Source organism: Variovorax paradoxus (assembly GCF_022009635.1).
GTDB lineage: Bacteria > Pseudomonadota > Gammaproteobacteria > Burkholderiales > Burkholderiaceae_C > Variovorax.
In genome coordinates this window covers 4,662,661-4,681,181 of the sequence record NZ_CP091716.1, presented here as the reverse complement: position 1 = coordinate 4,681,181, position 18,521 = coordinate 4,662,661, and the positions used below count along the sequence as shown (strand labels likewise).

Sequence of the window (18,521 nt, the reverse complement as noted above, 5' to 3'; positions counted from 1 at the left end):
CCTGCTCAGTCGCGCATTTCGGCCGTGCCCCGGATCGAGCCCAGCCCGCCGCGCAGCCTGGTGCTGAGCCATACGCCGAAAATGGTCGCCAGGTAGGGCAGCGACTGCAGCAGATCGTTGGAGATCGCGCCGCCATACACCAGCTGCGCGCGGATGCCCAATGCCGACACCACCGCGAAGAACAGCGCCGCCGCCGTGGCGCCCAGCGCGCCGCCGGCGCCGAAGATCACCGCCGCGAAGGCCATGAAGCCGCGGCCCGCCGTCATGTTCTGCGAGAAGATCTGCAGGCTGCCGCCGGCCAGCTCGGCGCCGCCGATGGCGCACAGCACCCCGCCGAGCGCCAATGCCAGCAGGCGCATGCGGCTGGGGTTCACGCCCACGCTGCGCGCCGCGAACGGATGCTCGCCCGAAGCCGACATCTGCAGGCCCAGCCGGGTGCGCTCGAGCAGCAGCCACACCAGCCACACCGCCACCGGCATCAGCAGCACGAACACCGAGAGACCGCCGAACGGCCCCAGGTCGGCGCCGAACAGGCTGTTGAGCTTGGGAATGCCGAACGGTGCCGTCACCGTGGCTTCGCTGTCGTACAGCGCCTGGATGGCCAGAGAAGTGCCGCCCAGGCCCAGCCCCGTCAGGCCCAGCCCCGCGATGATCGGGTTGGCCTTGAGCCGTTCGACCACCCACCACAGCAGCGCCGATGCCGCCACGCACAGCCCCACCGCGATCAGCATGGCCTGCGCGAACGAGCCGGTCTGCACGATGCCGACGATGAGCGCGCAGCTGCCGATGATCATCAGCCCTTCCAGGCCCAGGTTCCAGATGCCCGCGCGCTGCGCCAGCACGCCGGCCAGCGTGACGTAGATCAGCGGCGTGCCGGAGATCAGGATGGAGACGAGCGTGTCTGTCATGCGGGCTTTCGGGTCAGGAGCTTGTCCAGCCACTTGGCGCGGGACGTGATGAACAGGGCGATGGTGGCGTTGATGACCTCGATGGCCGCCGCGGGCATGCCGGCCATCACCGGCAGGTACAGCGCCGCCGACGCCAGCGCGCCGAAGAAGAGAGCGGACACGGCGGTGCCGACGATGGTGAGTTGCGCCACCAGCGCGATCAGGATGGCCGTGAAGCCGTGCGCGGGCAGGAAGCCGCTGGCCAGCCGGCCGTTCGGCCCCAGCAGCTCGATGCCGCCGGCCAGCCCGGCCAGCGCGCCGCTCACCAGGAAGCTGAAAAGGCCGATGCGCCCGACCCGCGCACCCTGCCACGCCACCATCGTCGGGTTGCGCCCCGCGAGGTTGGCGACGATGCCCAGGGCGGTGCGGTTGGCCAGCAGCCACGACAGCGCGAACACCAGCAGCGTGAGCACCACGATCAGCGGCGACACGCCCAGCGAATCGGAGATGCGGTAGGCGTCGGCGATGGGCCGGCTCGACGCCTGCTGGCCGGAGCCCGTCGGGTCTTTCAACGGCCCGGAGGTCACGTACACCAGCAGCAGCCCGGCAAGGAAGTTGCCCATCAGCGTGGTGATGACCTCGTCGGTGCCCGAGCGCAGGCGCAGGAGGCCGGGCCACATGGCCCACAGCGCGCCGCCCAGCATGCCCGCGAGCAGGCAGCATGCGACCACCAGCCAGGCCGGTCCGCCCGCGAGCCACTCGGCGGTGAAGGCCGCGAAAATGGAGCCGACATAGAACTGCCCCTGCGCGCCGATGTTGAAGAAGCCCGCGCGGAACGCGATGGCCACGCCGGTGGCCGTGATGAACAGCGGCATGGCCCAGCGCAGGCCCTGGTGCACCGCGCCGTCGCGCAGGAAGGCGCCGTCGAGGATGCCGGTGAACAGTTCGCCCACGTCGAGCCCGGCGCCCATGAAGGCGAGCGCGCACAGCAGCAGCGCGAAGCAGACGAAAACCACCACCCGCAGCACGGGCAGTACGCGCGAGGCCGTCATGCGTGCGCTCCCACCATCGCCTGGCCGACCTGGCGCAGGTCGTAGGGCGCGCCATATTCGCCGACCACCTGCCCGCGCAGCATGACCAGCACGCGGTCGCTGATGTCGAAGAGCTCGTCCAGATCGGACGAGATGAGGATGATGGCCGCGCCCCGGTCGCGCGCCTGCCGCAGCGCTTTCCACACATAGGCGGTGGCGCCGATGTCCAGGCCGCGCGTGGGTTGCGCCGCGATGACGAGGCGGGCGCTTTGGTCCACCTCGCGCGCGAAGATCACTTTCTGTGCATTGCCGCCCGAGAGCGAGCCCGCTGGCTGTGCGCAGTTGGCGTAGCGCACGTCCCACTGCGCAAGCGCGGTGTCGCATTCGGCCTGCAGCTTCTTGGGCCGCGCGAACGACAGCAGCCCACCCTGCAGCAGCCGGCCCATCGACCAGTTCTCCCACAGGCTGCTGCTCAGCGAGAGGCCCTCCACATTGCGCTCGAAGGGGATGATGCGCAGGCCCGCCGCACGCCGCGTGGCGAGGTCGCTGTGGGTCATGTCCTTGCCGCCGAATTCGAGCGTGCCCGATGCGGTGCCGGCCAGCGCGGCGATGGCGCGCACCAGCGTGCGCTGGCCGTTGCCTTCGACGCCCGCGATGCCGATGATCTCGCCCGCGCGCACGTCGAGGCTCACGTCGTTCAGCGCCGTGCCTTCGGCATCGGGCCGGGTCGAGAGATTGCGCAGGCGCAGAACGGCGGGGGCGGTGAGCCTGTCTTGGGTGCGCGGCGTCGGCACGGCGGACTGCGCCGCGGCTTGCGGCGCCTTGGCATCGCCCATGATCCATTCGCTCAGTTCGGCCGCGCCTATCGATGCGCACGGCACCGGGCCGGTGACGTGCTCGCCGCGGCGCAGCACGCTCACGGTGTCGGCGATGGCCATCATTTCGCGGATCTTGTGCAGGATGAGCACGACGGTCACGCCGCGCTTCTTCAGGATGCGGATGCGCTCGAACAGCGTCTCCACGCCGGCCGGCGCGAGCACGGCAGTGGGCTCGTCCAGGATCAGCACGCGCGCGTCGGTGACCAGCGCGCGGGCGATCTCGATGCCCTGCTGCGTCTCGATGGGCAGGTTGCGGATCACCTCGCGCGGGCTCACCGAAAGGCCCAGGCCGTCGAGGTGCGCCTGCCAGCGCTTCTCGAGCTGGCGCGCGGTGAACAGGCCGCCGTGCCGCGTGGCGCCGAACTCCATCGCCTGCGCGACGGTGAACGACGCGGGCAGCGCGAAGCTCTGGTGCACCAGTTCGACGCCGGCCGCGCGCGCGGCGTTCACGTGGCCGGTGCGGATCTCGTGCTCGCCGATGCGCACGCGCCCCTGCGTGGGTTTCACCAGGCCGGAGCAGACGCGGGCGAAGGTGGTCTTGCCCGCGCCGTTCTGGCCGACCACCGCGTGGATCCGGCCTTCCTCGAAAGCGATGGAAACGTCCGACAACGCCTTCACGGTGTCGTATTGCACGGTGACGCCGTCGAGCACCAGCGCAGGGCGCGCAGGGCTGCTCCCGCCGGTCGAGGAACTGCTGTTCATGCTGTAGTAGCGGCGGTCAGAGAACGGTGTTGAAAGGCACCTTCAGGGCGCCGCTCAGGATGGCCGCCTGCGCGGTGCGGATCTCGGCCATCACCTTCTCGGCCTTGGCGGCCACCGCCTTGTCGCCTTCCTTCTGGAACAGCGGCGACAGCTCCAGCCCGACCACGCCGGTGCCCAGGCCTGTGTTCAGGTGCGCGCCGCCCTTGCCGTTCTTGAGGATCTTGTTGGCTTCGTCGTAGAGCGACTTGCCGAAATGCAGGCTGACGATGGAGATCAGCGTCTTCGGGCCCTGCGGGTACTGCGCGGGGTCGAGGCAGCTCAGCAGGCGGCCCGGCTTGTCGTTGGCGGCGGCGATGATGCCCGCGTCGGTGGCGGCGGCGTCGGTCTGGATGAAGTCGATGCCGCCGTTGAACATCTGCGTGGCGATCTCTCGGCCCTTCACCGGGTCCTGGAACGAGCCCGCGAAAGCCACCGTGACCGTGGCGTCCTTGCGCACCGACAGCACGCCGGCCTTGAAGGCGTTGTAGTCGGCGTTCAGCGGCGGGATCGACATGCCGCCGATGAAGCCGATCTTGCCCGTGGTCGACATGCGGCCCGCGAAGATGCCGGCCAGGTAAGTGCCCAGGTAGTAGTCGTACGAGACGGTGGTCACGTTCGGGATGGCGGGCTTCATCTCGTCGCCGAAAAGCTGCAGCCACTGCGTCTTCGGGTACTTGGGCGCGAGCGCCTTGAAGGGCTCGGTCACTTCGTTGAAGGTGGAGACGATGATGGCCGCGCCGGCGTCGCCCAGCGTGCGGAAGATGGTCTCGTAGGTCGACGGGTCCTTTGCGTAGATGGCGCGCGTCTGCATACCCGTTTCCTTGCCCAGCAGCTTGAGCCGCGCAATCATGGCGTCCACGGCGCTGGCGTCGCCAGCGGCCTGCGTGTGCACCAGCGCGATCAGCCCGCCCTTGGCATTCGCGATCAGCGGATAGAGGGCGCTGGCCATGGCGACGCCGCCAAGGCCGGCCGCGGCTTTCAGGATCTGCCGGCGGGGCGTGGCGGTGCGGGAGGATGCGTTGCTTGTCATGCGGATATCTCTCGGTTGAAGAACTGGCGAACGAAATTGCTGACGGGAAGAAGTGCGCGCTCAGGGCGTCGGCGAGCTGGGGGCGGGGTTCATGATCATCACGTCCTGGCTCTGGATGGCGTCCAGCGCCCACACGCTCTTGATGAAGGACTGCCACTCGGGGTCGGCGTACATGGCGGCGCGGCGCGCCTCGCGGTCGGCCAGGCTGTCGTAGGCCCAGATCAGCACCGATGTGTGCAGCCGGCCGATCTCGGAGATGTACAGGCCCACGAACTTGTTGAGGTGGCGCTTCTGCACCGGCAGGCCCTCGCGTTCGTACTTCTCGCGCCACTGGTCGATGGTGCCGGGGCGGAAGGTGTAGAGGCGGTGTTCGACGATCATTTCGGAGTGCTCCTGCTGTCCTGGTTTCTATTGGCCGGCCAGGATGAATTCGGCGCACTTCTCGCCGATCATGATGGCCGGGGCATTGGTGTTGCCGCTCGAGATGACCGGCATGATCGAGGCGTCGGCCACGCGCAGGCCCTCGATGCCGTGCACCTTGAGGCGGTGGTCGACCACGGCCAGTTCGTCGTGGCCCATCTTGCAGGTGCCCACGGGGTGGAAGGTGGTCATGGCGGTGGCGCGCAGCCAGGCGACGAGGTCTTCGTCACTCTGCTTGTCGGGGCCCGGTGCAATTTCCTTGCCACGGTAGTCGTCGAACGCGGGCTGGTCGATGATGCGGCGCGTGGCGCGGATCGCATCGACCATGGTCTTGCGGTCGAACTCGGTGTCCAGGTAGTTGGGCTGAATCATCGGTGCGTCGGTCGGGCGGCCCGAGCGCAGCCGGATGCGGCCCTTGCTGTTCGGGTTGACCGGCCCTACGCGCAGGGTGAAGCCGTGCTTGGCCTCGACCGTGCTCTTCTTGAACGGGTTGGGAAAGTACAGGTTGGCCGTCTTCTCCAGCGCGGGCATGAAGTGCAGCTGCACGTCGGGGTTCGCGAGTTCGGGCGATGTCTTGATGAAGGCGCCGGCCTCGTAGGGAAAGGTGGTGGTGATGCCCTCGCCGAACAGCATGCCCTGCACCACGGAGAACGCGATCTTGTCGAAGCGCAGGTCCTTGTAGAGCGTGACGGGCTGCTTGCACTCATAGGACATGACGCAGTCCACATGGTCCTGCAGGTTGCCGCCCACGCCGGGCAGCGGCTTGAGCACCGCAATGCCGTGCTGCTCCAGCTCGTCCTTCGGGCCGATGCCCGACAGCATGAGCAGGTGCGGCGAGCCGACCACGCCGGCGCAAAGAATCACTTCCTTGCGCGCGCGCACCGTCTGCATCTGGCCTTGCACCTCGTAGGACACGCCCACGGCACGGGCCCGTTCGATCAGCACCTTGTGCGTGCGCGCGCGGGTCACGACCTTGAGGTTGCTGCGCTTGAGCGCCGGGCGCAGGAAGGCGAAGGAAGTCGACCAGCGCTTGCCGTTCCTGATGGTGAAGTCGTAGCGGCCGAAGCCGAGCTGGCTGGCGCCGTTGAAGTCGTCGTTGAGCGGATAGCCGGCCTGCTGGCCCGCCGCGCAGAACACGTCGAGCAGCGCGTTCCAGCCGCGCGCGCGGCACACGGTGAGCTCGCCCTTGGCGTTGTGGAACACGCCGTCGCGCTGGATGTGGCCTTCGGAGCGCTTGAAGGCGGGCAGCACGTCCTTGTACGACCAGCCGGGGTTGCCCATGGCGGCCCAGCCGTCGTAGTCCTGCTTGCCGCCGCGCACGTAGATCATGCCGTTGATGGTCGACGTGCCGCCCAGCACCTTGCCGCGCGGCCAGTAGATCTTGCGGCCGTCGAGGTTGGGCTCGGGCTCGGTGTGGAAGTGCCAGTTGTAGATGCCCGACTGGAACAGCTTGCCCATCAGCATCGGCAGGCGAAAGAGCGGATTGGAGTCCTTGCCGCCGGCCTCCAGCAGCAGCACACGCGTGGCGGGGCGCGCGCTCAGCCGCGCGGCGAGGGCGCAGCCCGCGGAGCCCGCGCCCACGATGATGTAGTCGTAGTCGTTCTTGTCGTTCATTGGGGTGGTCACCAGTGGATGGGGGCGCTGCCCATCTCGGCCAGATGGGTGTTGCACAGGGCAAAGGGGTTGGGCAGGCCCAGCACGGCGTCGGCGTAGGCGGGGTGCTCGCGCAGGATGCAGGCGACGTTGCCGTTGCGGCCCTCGCCGATGCCCGCGGCCGCGAAGGCTTCGGCGGCCGATGCGCCGAAGCCCATGCAGACCAGCGGCTCGCCGCGCTTCGACAGATGGGCCAGCACCGCCTGGATCAGCGGCTTCCACAGCACCAGGTGGCCGTGCGACTGGTGCGGGTCGATGGCCACCTGGAAGCGGCTGAGCGTGAAGGATGTGTTGAGCAGCAGCACGCCGTCGTCCGTCCACCGGTCGCTGAGCGCGGCGGGCGTCTCGAAGGGCAGGGCGCCCGATTCGATGTCCGCGAGCGTGCGCGGCCAGTTGGCGAAGCTGCCGCCGTAGCCGGCATTGCCGGTGCGGGCCTCGGCCAGCATCTGCACCCAGGCGCGGATGCTCTTGGTGAACATCTTGTCGAGCTCGCGCCACTGCGCCACGTTGCCGACTTCGAAGGCGCGGCCGGTGGCGATGTCGATAGAAGGGTAAGGGTCCTGCCCCAGCACCAGGCAGCGCACCTTCGAGGGCATCACGCTGTCGAAGGCCTTGAGCATGTGCGCGCCGGCCGGCATGCCGGGCAGGCGGCGGCCCTTGCGCGCGGGGAAGACGGGCTCCCAGGCCTCGAGTTCGAGTTGCGCGTCCACGCCTTCGAAGTCGAGGTGCACCGCGGCGAGCGCGGACCGCCATTCATCGGGCAGATCGGCCTGCCAGTCGAGCAGGGTTTCTTGCAGGGCGGTGCGCAGGGCTTGAGGCATGGGTTACATTCAAACTTCAAAAGCTGACCAGTTCGTCAGGAAATTCTAAGTAATAAATTGACGAGTTGGTCAGATTTTTTTACTGGTGCTTTCCCCGCCACGATGCCGGGCCACCTCTAGAATTTGCCCAGGTCAAAAAAGCGACTCCAAGCCATGCGCGACACCAAGACAACACGACCCCCGGCACCTGAAACCACCGCGGACAGGGAAATCAGGGCCGCCAACAAGCGCAAGATCCTCAAGGCGGCCAGCGAGGTGTTCGCGGCCAAGGGCTTCGACGGCGCGCGCATCGCCGAGATCGCTTCCGTGGCCGAGTTGCCCAAGGCCAACGTCTACTACTACTACGCCACCAAGGAAGACCTCTACAGCGCCACCTTCGCGCCGCTGCTGGAAGAGTGGGACAGCGCGCTGCGCATCCTCAAGGTCGAGACCGAGCCCGCGGTGGCGCTGCGCGCCTACGTGGAAGCCAAGCTCCGGCTGGGCCGCAAGAACCCGCTGGAGGCGCGGCTGTTCGCCAACGAGGTGGTGCGCGGCGGCACTTTTCTTTCGGCCGCCGACCGGGCGCACATCGCGCAGAGCACGGCAGCCAGCATCGAGGTGCTCGAAGCCTGGATGGCCGCCAAGAAGATCCGCAAGATCGACGCGCGCCACTTTCTCTTCATGCTCTGGGCCTCGACCCAGTTCTATGCCGACTACGAGCCCATCGTGAACGCGGTGCTGCAGGTGAAGAAACTCACGGCTGTGCACTACGAGCAGGCGCTCGAATGCATCGTGAGCACGGTGCTGGCGGGCGTGCTGCTCGACTGAAGAATCGGCTGACCGGGAACTGACGTTCCCTATAATCCCGCCGCTTCGCGTGGCATTTCTTCTTAATCGAAGGCTGCGGCGCGATTTCAACGGTTCGAAGGTGCCTCCGCAAGCCAGCTATGGCCTCGGGGGTTAAACGGGAAGCAGGTGCGCAGCGTCTTCATCGACGCTGCAATGCCTGCGCTGCCCCCGCAACGGTAAGCGGATCTGGAACCCCCTGGCCCATGCCCTCGACGGCATCGGCAGCCACTGCGCCTTCGGGCGCGGGAAGGCGGGGGCTTCCGCCCCGATGGACGACACGCGTCCGTCGGCGCACTCCGCGAGCCCGGATACCGGCCTTCGCAATCGCCTTCGGACGCTGCGGGAGTGCGTTTGTCCGGGTCTGATGGGGCGTGCCCGCGCGCGCCTTTCCATCCGATGCCGCGCAAGTGCACTTTCCGGCGTTCGTTTCTCTGTCAATCGGTCCGCGGGCGTGCGGGCCAATCAGGAACAACGCGTGCTCGAGAATTCCCGTCATCCCACTTCCCTCATCGGCGCAAGCCTGCTGTTCGCGCTGTCCGGCGCGTCGGCGCAAGAGGCTTCTTCAGGCTCGCTGCCGACCCTGACTGTCAACGAGAAGAAGACCATCTCCACGGCCACCCGCCTGGAGGCCGACCCGCTGCGCATTCCGTTCACGACCTACTCGGTCGACCGTTCGCAGATCGACGCGGTGGGCGCCGTCACGTTGGAAGACACGCTGCGCACCGTGCCGGGCCTGCAGTTCGGCACGCAGGGCAACTACTACTCGCGTTTCGAGACGCGCGGCCTGCGCGACACGCAGGACGTGCTGGTGCTGATCGACGGCGTGCCGCTGCGCCAGTTGCAGGGCAATGCCGACATCACGCTGATCGCGCCCGACCTGGTCGACCGCATCGAGTTCATCAAGGGCCCGGCCTCGGCGCTGTACGGCAAGAACGCCATCGGTGGCGTGGCCCAGTTCTTCATGAAGCCCGAGCGCGCGGGCGGCACCGTGACCACCACGCTCGGCAGCTTCGGGCGCACCGACGGCAGCGTGCGCTACCGCTGGGACTTCGAGCGCGGCAACCTCTACATCGGCGCCGCCAGCAGCGACTACAAGGGCTTCCAGCGCGACGCCGGCCGCGCGCAGACCGCGGCCGTGCTGGGCGGCGACTTCGCGGTGACGAACAACTGGACCACCGGCTTCCAGATCTATGACTCGCACGTGCGCGGCGATCGCGGCTCCATCGTGCCGCTGCAGAACGGCAAGCCGATGTTCGGCATCACCTCGCGCGACAACTACGGCATTCCCGATTCGTACGTGGTGGGCGACTACCAGTCGATCGCGTGGAAGAACAAGATCGACTTCGGCGGCGGCTGGTCGCTGAGCCACCTGAGCAGCTTCGCGCGCTACGACCGCTTCTTTGCCGGCGGCATCACCATCGTGCCGCCGCCCGCGGCCGTGAACAAGGGCTACTCCGAGAGCGATACGTCGGACCGCGGCATGTTCCACGACCTGGCCGTGACCTGGCTGACCGGCGGCAAGAACTGGAGCAACGAGCTGCAGTTCGGCGTGAACATCGAGCGCGGCTGGCAGAACCTCGACTCGCCCACCTTCACCAACGCGCCGACCTATCGCGGGCCGTTCTACAACGTGCCCGTGACCAATGTGCGCAATGATCCGCGCGGCATTCGCGGCGCCACCACCTACTCGCGCTTCGACCAGGAAGTGCGCAGCTTCTACGTGCAGGACCGCGTGGAGTGGGGTGCTTTCGGCGTCACCGCCGGCCTGCGCCACGACAAGTTCGAGCAGACGCTGGGCCGTTCGGGCACCAGCGTGATCTCCGCGCAGGAGGGCAGCCGCACCAGCCCGCGCTTGGGCGTGGACTGGGCCTTCGCGCGCAACGCGGCGGCCACGCACGCGGCCTTCGCTAACTGGAGCGAAGGCTTCCGTCCGCAGGCCGTGGCGCTGAACACGCGCAACAACGTGGTGGTGCCCGACATCCTGCGCCCCGAACTCACCCGCAGCAAGGAAGTGGGCGTGAAGGGCCGCGCCGTCGACGATGCCTGGTCCTACCAGGTTAGCCTGTTCGAGGCGGAGAAGGTCGACGGCCAGCGCGCCTACCGCAGCGGGCCCGATTCCTTCGTGTTCAGCAACGCGACCTCGCGCACCAAGGGCATCGAGTCGTCGATGCAGTTCCGGCTCGCGCAGAACTGGAACGGCTACCTGCACTACACGTGGCAGGACGCGCGCCTGAAGGACTTCCAGACCTATACCGACAGCGGCGCGCGCAGCACCAACTTCGGCGGCTACCGCGTGCGCATGTCGGCGCACAACATCGCCGGCGCCGGGCTGACCTGGGCGCAGGGGCCGTGGGCCGTCACGGGCACCGCCAACTACGTGGGCAGCCGCTACCTGCGCGACAACACGGTCAACCCGCAGAAGCTGCCGGGCTACCTGCTGCTGAACGTGGCTGCGAGCTACAAGGCGACGCCGTCGCTCACACTGCAGGTGGGCGTGAACAACCTCGCGAACAAGTACTACATCGGCGACGACCTGTCGGCGCAGGACGCTGGCAATGCCGGCGCGCCGCGCACCTTCTTCGCGCGCGCCAGCTACGCCTTCTGACGGCGATGAAGCGGCGAACGATGCTTGCGGGAATGGCGCTCGTGACTTCCGGCTTGTCTGCATTGCCTGCGTTCGCCGCGGGCGATTTTCCGCGCGAGGTGACGGATGCCCTGGGCCGCCGCGTGCGCATCGCGGCGCCGCCGCAGCGCATCGTGGTGGTGTTCCCGAGCAATGTCGAACTGGCCTGGGCGCTGGGGCTGGAAGACCGCGTGGCCGCCATCGGCGGGCGCGTGCGCTGGCCGGAGTCGGCGCGCGCCAAGCCGAGCATCGGCGGTTCGCTGGGGTATTCGGCGGAGGCGGTGGCGGCGTATCGGCCCGACCTGGTGGTGGTCACGCCTTCGCACTATTCGGCGCTGGGCCTGGTGGAGGCCTTCGAGCGGGTGCAGGTGCCGTCCGTCGTGCTGGCGCACCCCGATCTGCCCTCGGTGTTCCGCAACATCGAGCTGCTGGGCCGCGCGACAGGCACCGAAGAGGCCGCGCGGCAACTGCGCGCCGGCATGGAGGCGCGGCTGCAGGCCGTGTCGCAGGCGCTGGACGGCGCGCCGCGCCGCAGCGTCTACCTCGAGACGGCGGCCGCCGCGCGCGGCGCCTTCCAGACCATGGGCACGGGGCACTATGCCAACGACGCGCTGCAGTGGGCCGGCGGGCGCAACGTGTTCGCCGACCTGCAGGGCTCGCAGCAGGTGAGCGCCGAAGCGATCTTCGTGCGCGACCCCGACGTGATCATCTCGCTGCAGCAGGTGCCCAAGGACCCGGCGCTGATCGCCGAGCGGCCCGGCTGGCACAGCCTGCGCGCGGTGAAGAACGGCCGCGTGGTGGTGCTGGAGCGCAGCCACAAGCTGATTCCCGGGCCGCGCCAGATCGAGGCGGTCGAGCAGTACGCGCGGGCCCTGCATCCGGAGCGCTTCGCATGAACGAAAAGAAACGTGCGTCGAGCACCGTGTTGTGGTGCGTGCTGGCGGTGGCGGCCCTCGCGGTGGTCACTTTGGCCTTGAGCATCGGCGCGGGCACGGTGTGGCCCGCGCGCTGGTTCGAGAGCGGCTCGCTCGACGCCGAGCTGGTGCGCGTGTGGCGCGCGCCGCGCGTGGCGGCGGCGTTCTTCGTCGGAGCCTGCCTGTCGCTGGCGGGGCTGGTGTTCCAGGGCGTGTTCCGCAATCCGCTGGCGGAACCCTATCTGCTGGGCAGCGCGAGCGGCGCGGCGGTGGGCGCGGCCATCGCGCTGCTGCTGCCGGCCATCGTGCCGCCGGCGCTGAGCCTGCCGCTGCTGGCCTTCCTGGGCGCGTGGGGCGCGAGCTGGCTGGTGCTGCTGGTCGGGCGGCTCGGCGGCGAATGGCAAGCCGGACGGCTGCTGCTGGCGGGCGTGGCGCTGGCGGCCATTCTGGCGGCGCTGCGCAGCCTGATCCTCATGGTGTACGGCGACGAATCGACCAACCTGCGCGCCGTCATCTCGTGGCAATTGGGCGGCGTGCAGACACCGACGCCGGGCGAGGTGGCCGTGCTGTTCGCGGTGCTGGCGGTGCTGGTGTTGCTCGTGCGCTCGCTGGCCTACGGCCTCGATGCGCTCGGCATGGGCGAGGACACGGCGCACAGCATGGGCGTGCGCGTGCCGCGCTTCTCCGCATGGGCGGTGCTGGTGGCTTCGCTGACCACGGCACTGGCCGTGAGCTGGGGCGGACTGATCGGCTTTGTCGGGCTCATCGTGCCGCATGTGCTGCGCTGGTGGATCGGTCCGCTGCATGCGCGCCTGGTGCCTGCCTGCGCGGTGGCGGGCGGCATCCTGATGGTGCTGGTCGATGGCGTGGCCCGCGCCGCGCTCGCGCCCAGCGAGATTCCGGCGGGCCTGCTCACCGCGCTGATCGGCGGGCCCTTTTTCCTTGCGCTGCTGCTCTGGAGGCGCAAATGAAGGCCGCGCTCGTCTTCGACAAGGTATGCGCCAGCGTCGGGCGCAACCGCCTGCTGCTCGACGGCGTGAGCCTGGAGGTGCCGGAGCGCGGGCTGCTCGGCATCGTCGGCCCTAACGGATCGGGCAAGACCACGCTGCTGCGCGCGGCGCTCGGCCTCATGCCACTGTCGGCGGGGCAGGTGCTGCTTGGCGGGCGTGCCCTGGGGCAGTGGCCCGCGCGCGAGTTCGCGCGCCACATCGGCTACGTGGCACAGCAGGGCGCGAGTCACTGGGACTTGAGCGTGACGGAAATGCTGCGGCTCAATGCGCCCGCGTTGTCGCCGGAACTCGTTGCGCGCTGCGAACTGGAGCCCCTGCTCGAGCGCCGCTTCGCCACGCTGTCGGGCGGCGAGAAGGCGCGCGTGAGCGTGGCGCGCGCGCTGGCGCACGGCCCCGCGCTGCTGCTGGCCGACGAGCCCGCCGCGCACCTGGACATTCCGCATCACCACCGGCTGATGGCCATGCTGCGCGAGACGGCGACGCAACGCGCGGTCGTCGTGGTGCTGCACGACCTGCACGTGGCCAGCGCGTGGTGCGACCGGCTGGCGCTTCTTTCGGGCGGCCGGCTGCTCGCGCAAGGCACGCCGGCCGAGGTGCTGACGCCGGCGCTGCTGTCGTCGGCGTATGGCGCGCCGATCGTGTCGCACGAGGTCGGCGATCTGCGCTTCTTCACCGGCGTGCCCGGCCAATGAAGGACGCCATGACCGCGCCGCTGCGCATCGACTTGGCCGGCTATTCGCGCGAGGCCACGCTCGGCCAGCACCGCGCCTTTCTGGCGCTGTTCGAAGAGGCCGAGCAGTTGGGCTTCGACGGTGTGTGGTTCCACGAATTCAGGCTGCTGCCGGCGGGCGGGCCGTATCCCTCGCCGATGCTGCTCGCCGCTGCGTTGCTTGCGCGCACGCAGCGGCTGCGCGTGGGCATCTCGGCGCTGGTGCTGCCGCTGCATCACCCACTGCTGCTGGCCGAGGAGATCGCGCAGCTCGACGTGCAGGGCGAGGGCCGGCTCGACGTGGGCATCGGACGGGGCACCGATGCCTCGACGCTGCGCGCATTGCAGATCGACCCCGCCGAAACGCGCGAACGCTTCGAGCGCGCCTGCCTGCTGCTGCGCGATGCGCTGGCCGGCAAGGCCGTGTCGGCTGGCGAAGGGCCCTGGCGTTTCGATGCGCAGACGGTCGGCCCTGCCTGCGTGCAGCGTCCGCATCCGCCGCTGTACATCGCGGGGTCGACGGCGGAGACCATGGGCTTCGCGGTGGCGCACGGCTTTCCGCTGCTGCTGAGCCTGGAGCCGCCGGAGACGGCGCAGCTCGCGCATGTGGATGCGGCCTTTGCCGCCGAACGCAGGCGAGAAGGGCAGGCGCGGATGCTGGCTGCTTCGTCGCTCTCGCGCTATGTCTGCATCGGAGCGACTGAAGCCGATGCCATGCAGCAGGCCGAGCGGCTCCTGCCGCTGCTCTATGCGCGCCGTCTGCACTTCGCGGCGCTGCGCGGCGTGGCGCCGGAACAGGTGCCGCCGCTGGACGTGCAACGCGTGCTGCGAGACCAGTTCGTGCTCGGCGATCCGCGGGCCTGCGTGGCGCAGATTGCGCGGCTGGTCGAACGCACGGGCGTGCGGCAGCTGAGGTGTGTGTTCAACGGAAATGGCGTGCTCGGGCGCGAGGAGTCGCTGGAGCGGATGCGCCTCTTCGCACGGGAGGCGATGCCGGGGCTGCGGGCCGTCGTCGGCTGAAAGTGCGGCTGAAAGGCGGGAGGAGGGCAGGCGCCGCGATTGTTTCTTTCGCACGAACACCGCGGTTCTTTTCGATGCGGGTTTTTACCAGGTTGGCGGCGCAGAATTCTTTCCATGGACCAGCCCTTCAGCTGATCCAGGTGAAACGAAACCAAGCAATTGAAGGACCTCCAAATGACCGCCTCGAAACTCCTCTCCGCCATCTCTCTCGCCCTGCTGGCCGCCGCCGGCGCTGCGCATGCCGAAAGCTATGACGGCGTGCATCAACTGACCTCCGCCACCAGCCGCGCACAGGTCGCGAGCCAGGCCGTTGTCGCCGCCCACAGCGCCAACCCCTATGCCGATGGCGCCAACTCGGGCCCGGTGCAGCTGACCGCCTCGACCACCAGCCGCGCCGCCGTTCGCGCCGAAGCCGTGGCCGCCGCGCACAGCGACAACCCGTACGCGGAAGGCGCTTCGTCGGGCGTGGCGCCCGTGCTGGCCAGCGGCGTCGACCGCTCCACCGTGCGTGCCGCGGCCCGCGCTGCCGCTCGCGGCGATACGCTGCCGCTGTAATCGACGAAGGCCCTTGCCTTGCCGCTTCGGCAAAGGCAAGCGGGCAAAAAAAGAAGCCGGCTCCGCGCAAGCGGGGGCCGGCTTTTTTCGTGGGGACCGGTGCGCTACCGGATCGGCTGCAACTGCTCGTCCGCCATGCCCACCAGCAGCGCGGAGCCGTTGGGCAGGATGCGGAATTCGCCATAGCGCGCGCCTTCGAACTTGTGCGCGTCACCTTCCTTGAAGAACCATGCGTCGGTCACGAAGACCCAGTTGCCGTCCTTGGCGCTGAGCGGCACCTCCAGGTCGTTGTCCTGCCGGGGCTCCAGGGCGGAGGGCAGGTGCAGCGTGTAGGCCGATAGCAGGTTCGGGTCGGGGCGCACCAGCACGGTCGGCCGCTGGCCACCGCGAGGGCGATCGGCCAGGCTCCAGCGGTCGGGCAATGCAAAGTTCAACTGCATGTAGTCGCCCTGCATCAGCGAGCGCGGATCGACCGGCGCCAGCCGCACGAACACGGGGCGGCCGTCGCGAATGATGTGTTCCTTCTCGAAGATGGCGAAGTTCGCGACCGCCAGCGTGGCGATGCCTGCCAGCGCGATGCCCGCGAGCCGCCTGTTCTTCCACCAGCTGCCGGCAGCCGCCGCGGCGGTGGTTGCATCGGTTGCAGGCGACATGGCGCGCGTTGCCAGCCAAGCCAGCGCGCCCAGCGCGGCGCCCACCAGCACCAGCAGCAGCGCCTTGTCCGCGAGCGACCATGCAAGCAGGTAGTAGAAGCTGCCCACGATCCACAGCGCGGCGGCGCACCCCAGGGCCGCGAGCCGCCAGCGCTGCGTTACCGCAAGGGCGGCGGTGCAGAGGCAGGTCGCGCCGAGGTTGGGCATGAAGGCGCACAAGACCGCCAGCAGCAGTGCCACGCCCAGGCCCGCCAAGGGCATCCGCCGCAGCGCCGGCCAGCGATATGCCAGCAGCGCCGCCGCAGCCAAGGCACATGACACCGACACCAGGTTCCGGGTGTTGCCGAGCAGATCGAGGCTGCCGCCGGCTTGCCCCATTTCGTGCCCGATGTCGCTGCCCGGAACCATGCCGCCCAGCATGAACGTGGCGCCCGACAGCAGCACCAGCATCAGCAGGAGTTGCGCGCACCAGCCGTCGGCCAGGCTGCTCAGCAGGCTGCCGGCGCGGGCACCCGGCAGCCGCGGCAGCAGGCCGAGCACCGCGAGCCAGATGGCCAGGCCCAGGTGTGCCTGCAGCCACCATGTCCAGCGGAAACGGCCCGACAGGAAAAGATGATCGAAGGCGTTTTCGCCGCTCGACCAGCCCATCGCGGCGATGGTGAGGAACAGGCCCAGCATCATTCCCAGCAGGGTCCGCAGCCAATGCAGAGGCGTGAGGGCTGCAAGCACAACGCTGGCCACGCACATGCCCAGTGCGGCGATGGACACCGTCAGGTCGCGAAACAGTGCCCATCCCAGGCAGCACAGCCCCAGCACCGTGGCCGGCAGGCAAAGCTGTTCGATGAACAGTGGCACTCCGCGCTGGCGCAGGATGACCACGCTCACGGCCAGCAGGCCGAGCCCGAAGACATACAGGGCGGGGCCTTCGCGCAGCAGCGCGTCGCCGAATGCCAGGCCGACGGCACCCAGCAGCGGCAGCACGGCGAGCCATGCGCCCAGCGCCGTGAGCAGCAGCACCGGCCAGGGGCGGGCTTCGTCGCGCGGCCATTGCGCGTCATTCGGCAGGAGGCCCTGGGCCGATGCACGGCGGATGATTTCGGACGGGGCGATCATGCGGCTGCTCCGTCTCGTTGCGCGGCGGCCAGCACGGTGTTCTGCCGGCGCATGACCAGGGCCACGGAAACAGCCAGCAATCCCGCGGCCACCAGCCCGATGATCAGCAACCGGCTCATGGTGTCGACGCCGCCGCCGTCGAACAGGATGCGAACCAGGCCGGCGACCAGCAGGGTGTCCACGCACAGCACCGCGGCGCTGAGGCCGACGATGTCGAACCAGCGCCGCTGCATCAGCATGCCGCCGGCGCCGATCATCAGCGCCAGGCCCAGAAAGTAGTGCGGCGAATCCTCGCTGCCGAGAAAAAGCGCGACCAGCGAGTTCAGCGTCACGCTCACGGTCAGCGCCAGCATTGCCAGCCGCTGCGACCAGTGCGTTTCGCCGACCCAAGACCGCGCCCACGGGCTCAGCGCGGCGATGAGCAGCACGCCCAGGCCCCAGCCGATCAGGTGGATCGGCAGGTCGGTGTTGTCGAAGCGCCAGCGGTGCCCGGTGTGCGCATAGACCCAGAGGCTGATTGCGCTGCACGCCACCACCACCCATGGGAACCACAGCACGTCGCTGCGCACGCCCAGGCACAGCGGCAGGCTGAGCACGGCCCACAGCGCGAACAGCTGCCAGGCATCGGCGCCGGTCTGGTAGGTCTGGCCGTAGTAGGCGAACAGCGCGCCCGTCCCCAGCAGGCACAGCAGGCCCATGGAAGTGCGAAGCGCCGCGCTGCGCCATGCGGCGAATGCCGTCAGCAGCACCCAGCCTTGCAGCAGTGCGAACTGCCCGGTGCGGCCCAGCGACCCCCAGTTGGCCGCGACCCACATCACGATGCCGAAGCCGCCGAGCCCGGCGGCAAGCAACGCCACCACGCGCCAGAAGCGCTGCGGTAGTTGCGGCGGTTGTGCGTCGAGTTCAGCCAGCGCGAACAGCGCGTGCATCCGCGGTGGCGTCAGTCGATGGGCGCGGGCCAGTTCGTAGAGTGCGAGGCGAATGTTCATTGACGTGGAGGATGGTTGCCGCTGCCATTCTCCACGTGATGGGCCCGGGTGCTGCCGGGCACTGGAAGGGGGAAGTGGAGCCCGCGTGCTTGCGGACTCCACCGGGCGGCCGTCAGACCACCCGTTCCTCGATCGGTCCTACGCGATCGGGGTAGAAGGCCACATGGTCCTTGATCTGCGCGACCGGATCGTATGGCGACTCGTAGGTCCACACGGCATTCACCGAGCGTTCGCCGCCGGCGGGAATGCTGTAGTAGTTGCACTCGCCCTTGTACGGGCAGTAGGTTGCGTGCGAGGTGCGTTCCAGCAAGGACATCTTCACGTCCTTGCGGGGGATGTAGTGCACGGTTCCGAAATGCGCTTCGCGCAGCGTCAGCGCTTCGCGCGTGTCGGCAATGACGCGGCCATCGACCGACACCACCACGCGCAGCGGGTTGCGCGCAATGGTGATCGGATGCTCGGGGCCGGGGGTCTTGATGGTGCGTTCGGGCGTGGCGAACATGAGCGGGCTCCTTCAGTTGGTCGGGTGACGCAAGAATCGGCGGATGCGCATCTTGCCGCGATGTCGAGCCGGTTTGAAGTCCCCCGAAAATCGGCCCATTCGCGAAGTGGTTAAAGGCCGGAATGCCCATCGGATCGGCTGTGG

17 protein-coding genes and 1 riboswitch are annotated in these 18,521 nt (G+C 68.8%); of the genes, 7 read left to right on the top strand and 10 right to left on the bottom strand.

Going from position 1 to position 18,521, the window contains the following annotated elements; all coding sequences use genetic code 11:
* Positions 1-5: 5 nt before the first annotated feature.
* From L3V85_RS21740 to L3V85_RS21710, 7 genes are read right to left on the bottom strand one after another with little or no spacing between them, the layout of a single operon-like run.
* Positions 6-908 carry an ABC transporter permease gene (locus L3V85_RS21740; RefSeq protein WP_237674775.1) on the bottom strand — a complete coding sequence of 301 codons (903 nt, stop codon included), beginning with the start codon at positions 906-908 and terminating at the stop codon, positions 6-8.
* A complete protein-coding gene (locus tag L3V85_RS21735) occupies positions 905-1,939 on the bottom strand; it encodes an ABC transporter permease (RefSeq protein WP_237674774.1) in 1,035 nt (344 codons plus the stop codon). The genes L3V85_RS21740 and L3V85_RS21735 overlap by 4 nt, the downstream gene beginning before the upstream one ends.
* The gene (locus L3V85_RS21730) at positions 1,936-3,498 is read right to left on the bottom strand and encodes an ABC transporter ATP-binding protein (protein ID WP_237674773.1); all 1,563 of its coding nucleotides are present in this window, start codon (positions 3,496-3,498) and stop codon (positions 1,936-1,938) included. Before L3V85_RS21730 ends, L3V85_RS21735 begins: the two co-directional genes overlap by 4 nt.
* Positions 3,499-3,514: 16 nt before the next feature.
* Positions 3,515-4,567, bottom strand: coding sequence for a BMP family ABC transporter substrate-binding protein (locus L3V85_RS21725; protein ID WP_237674772.1), 1,053 nt, complete (start codon positions 4,565-4,567; stop codon positions 3,515-3,517).
* Between the two features lie 60 nt (positions 4,568-4,627).
* Positions 4,628-4,948 (bottom strand): NIPSNAP family protein, encoded by a 321-nt coding sequence (locus L3V85_RS21720; RefSeq protein WP_237674771.1) that lies wholly within the window; start codon positions 4,946-4,948, stop codon positions 4,628-4,630.
* A gap of 27 nt (positions 4,949-4,975) precedes the next feature.
* On the bottom strand, positions 4,976-6,601 hold the full coding sequence (locus L3V85_RS21715) for a GMC family oxidoreductase (protein WP_237674770.1): 1,626 nt from the start codon (positions 6,599-6,601) through the stop codon (positions 4,976-4,978).
* Positions 6,602-6,609: 8 nt separating this feature from the next.
* On the bottom strand, positions 6,610-7,461 hold the full coding sequence (locus L3V85_RS21710) for a hypothetical protein (RefSeq protein ID WP_237674769.1): 852 nt from the start codon (positions 7,459-7,461) through the stop codon (positions 6,610-6,612).
* Positions 7,462-7,614: 153 nt separating this feature from the next.
* Between L3V85_RS21710 and L3V85_RS21705 the strand changes: the two genes are divergently transcribed.
* The 7 genes from L3V85_RS21705 to L3V85_RS21675 all read left to right on the top strand — a co-directional run bounded on the left by L3V85_RS21705 (position 7,615) and on the right by L3V85_RS21675 (position 15,120).
* Positions 7,615-8,268: a TetR/AcrR family transcriptional regulator gene (locus tag L3V85_RS21705; protein WP_237674768.1), complete on the top strand. Its 654-nt coding sequence runs from the start codon at positions 7,615-7,617 to the stop codon at positions 8,266-8,268.
* Positions 8,269-8,350: 82 nt separating this feature from the next.
* A riboswitch (cobalamin riboswitch) is annotated at positions 8,351-8,623 on the top strand.
* A gap of 141 nt (positions 8,624-8,764) precedes the next feature.
* A complete protein-coding gene (locus L3V85_RS21700; protein WP_237674767.1) occupies positions 8,765-10,894 on the top strand; it encodes a TonB-dependent receptor in 2,130 nt (709 codons plus the stop codon).
* Positions 10,895-10,926: 32 nt separating this feature from the next.
* Positions 10,927-11,808: an ABC transporter substrate-binding protein gene (locus L3V85_RS21695; RefSeq protein WP_237680623.1), complete on the top strand. Its 882-nt coding sequence runs from the start codon at positions 10,927-10,929 to the stop codon at positions 11,806-11,808.
* A complete protein-coding gene (locus L3V85_RS21690; RefSeq protein ID WP_237674766.1) occupies positions 11,805-12,797 on the top strand; it encodes a FecCD family ABC transporter permease in 993 nt (330 codons plus the stop codon). The genes L3V85_RS21695 and L3V85_RS21690 overlap by 4 nt, the downstream gene beginning before the upstream one ends.
* On the top strand, positions 12,794-13,528 hold the full coding sequence (locus L3V85_RS21685; protein ID WP_237674765.1) for an ABC transporter ATP-binding protein: 735 nt from the start codon (positions 12,794-12,796) through the stop codon (positions 13,526-13,528). Before L3V85_RS21690 ends, L3V85_RS21685 begins: the two co-directional genes overlap by 4 nt.
* A gap of 8 nt (positions 13,529-13,536) precedes the next feature.
* Positions 13,537-14,565, top strand: a complete 1,029-nt coding sequence (locus L3V85_RS21680) for an LLM class flavin-dependent oxidoreductase (RefSeq protein ID WP_237674764.1) — start codon at positions 13,537-13,539, stop codon at positions 14,563-14,565.
* A 174-nt stretch (positions 14,566-14,739) separates the two neighbouring features.
* Complete coding sequence (locus L3V85_RS21675) at positions 14,740-15,120, top strand: helicase SNF2 (protein WP_237674763.1); 381 nt, start codon at positions 14,740-14,742, stop codon at positions 15,118-15,120.
* 104 nt (positions 15,121-15,224) lie between these two features.
* Here the strand turns inward: L3V85_RS21675 and L3V85_RS21670 are convergent, their stop codons facing one another.
* The 3 genes from L3V85_RS21670 to L3V85_RS21660 form a co-directional block, all read right to left on the bottom strand.
* A complete protein-coding gene (locus L3V85_RS21670) occupies positions 15,225-16,886 on the bottom strand; it encodes a GDYXXLXY domain-containing protein (protein ID WP_237674762.1) in 1,662 nt (553 codons plus the stop codon).
* Positions 16,883-17,875 carry a DUF2157 domain-containing protein gene (locus L3V85_RS21665; RefSeq protein WP_237674761.1) on the bottom strand — a complete coding sequence of 331 codons (993 nt, stop codon included), beginning with the start codon at positions 17,873-17,875 and terminating at the stop codon, positions 16,883-16,885. The genes L3V85_RS21670 and L3V85_RS21665 overlap by 4 nt, the downstream gene beginning before the upstream one ends.
* A gap of 112 nt (positions 17,876-17,987) precedes the next feature.
* The gene (locus L3V85_RS21660; RefSeq protein WP_237674760.1) at positions 17,988-18,377 is read right to left on the bottom strand and encodes a DUF427 domain-containing protein; all 390 of its coding nucleotides are present in this window, start codon (positions 18,375-18,377) and stop codon (positions 17,988-17,990) included.
* Between the last annotated feature and the right edge of the window lie 144 nt (positions 18,378-18,521).

What these genes read in the sequence shown, in the direction of transcription:
- L3V85_RS21710 (WP_237674769.1), bottom strand. Translation starts at nt 7,461, where the DNA reads ATGCCTCAAGCCCTGCGCACCGCCCTGCAAGAAACCCTGCTCGACTGG.
- L3V85_RS21690 (WP_237674766.1), top strand. Translation starts at nt 11,805, where the DNA reads ATGAACGAAAAGAAACGTGCGTCGAGCACCGTGTTGTGGTGCGTGCTG.
- L3V85_RS21725 (WP_237674772.1), bottom strand. Translation starts at nt 4,567, where the DNA reads ATGACAAGCAACGCATCCTCCCGCACCGCCACGCCCCGCCGGCAGATC.
- L3V85_RS21675 (WP_237674763.1), top strand. Translation starts at nt 14,740, where the DNA reads ATGACCGCCTCGAAACTCCTCTCCGCCATCTCTCTCGCCCTGCTGGCC.
- L3V85_RS21660 (WP_237674760.1), bottom strand. Translation starts at nt 18,377, where the DNA reads ATGTTCGCCACGCCCGAACGCACCATCAAGACCCCCGGCCCCGAGCAT.
- L3V85_RS21695 (WP_237680623.1), top strand. Translation starts at nt 10,927, where the DNA reads ATGGCGCTCGTGACTTCCGGCTTGTCTGCATTGCCTGCGTTCGCCGCG.
- L3V85_RS21680 (WP_237674764.1), top strand. Translation starts at nt 13,537, where the DNA reads ATGACCGCGCCGCTGCGCATCGACTTGGCCGGCTATTCGCGCGAGGCC.
- L3V85_RS21685 (WP_237674765.1), top strand. Translation starts at nt 12,794, where the DNA reads ATGAAGGCCGCGCTCGTCTTCGACAAGGTATGCGCCAGCGTCGGGCGC.
- L3V85_RS21665 (WP_237674761.1), bottom strand. Translation starts at nt 17,875, where the DNA reads ATGAACATTCGCCTCGCACTCTACGAACTGGCCCGCGCCCATCGACTG.
- L3V85_RS21730 (WP_237674773.1), bottom strand. Translation starts at nt 3,498, where the DNA reads ATGAACAGCAGTTCCTCGACCGGCGGGAGCAGCCCTGCGCGCCCTGCG.
- L3V85_RS21735 (WP_237674774.1), bottom strand. Translation starts at nt 1,939, where the DNA reads ATGACGGCCTCGCGCGTACTGCCCGTGCTGCGGGTGGTGGTTTTCGTC.
- L3V85_RS21670 (WP_237674762.1), bottom strand. Translation starts at nt 16,886, where the DNA reads ATGATCGCCCCGTCCGAAATCATCCGCCGTGCATCGGCCCAGGGCCTC.
- L3V85_RS21740 (WP_237674775.1), bottom strand. Translation starts at nt 908, where the DNA reads ATGACAGACACGCTCGTCTCCATCCTGATCTCCGGCACGCCGCTGATC.
- L3V85_RS21705 (WP_237674768.1), top strand. Translation starts at nt 7,615, where the DNA reads ATGCGCGACACCAAGACAACACGACCCCCGGCACCTGAAACCACCGCG.
- L3V85_RS21715 (WP_237674770.1), bottom strand. Translation starts at nt 6,601, where the DNA reads ATGAACGACAAGAACGACTACGACTACATCATCGTGGGCGCGGGCTCC.
- L3V85_RS21720 (WP_237674771.1), bottom strand. Translation starts at nt 4,948, where the DNA reads ATGATCGTCGAACACCGCCTCTACACCTTCCGCCCCGGCACCATCGAC.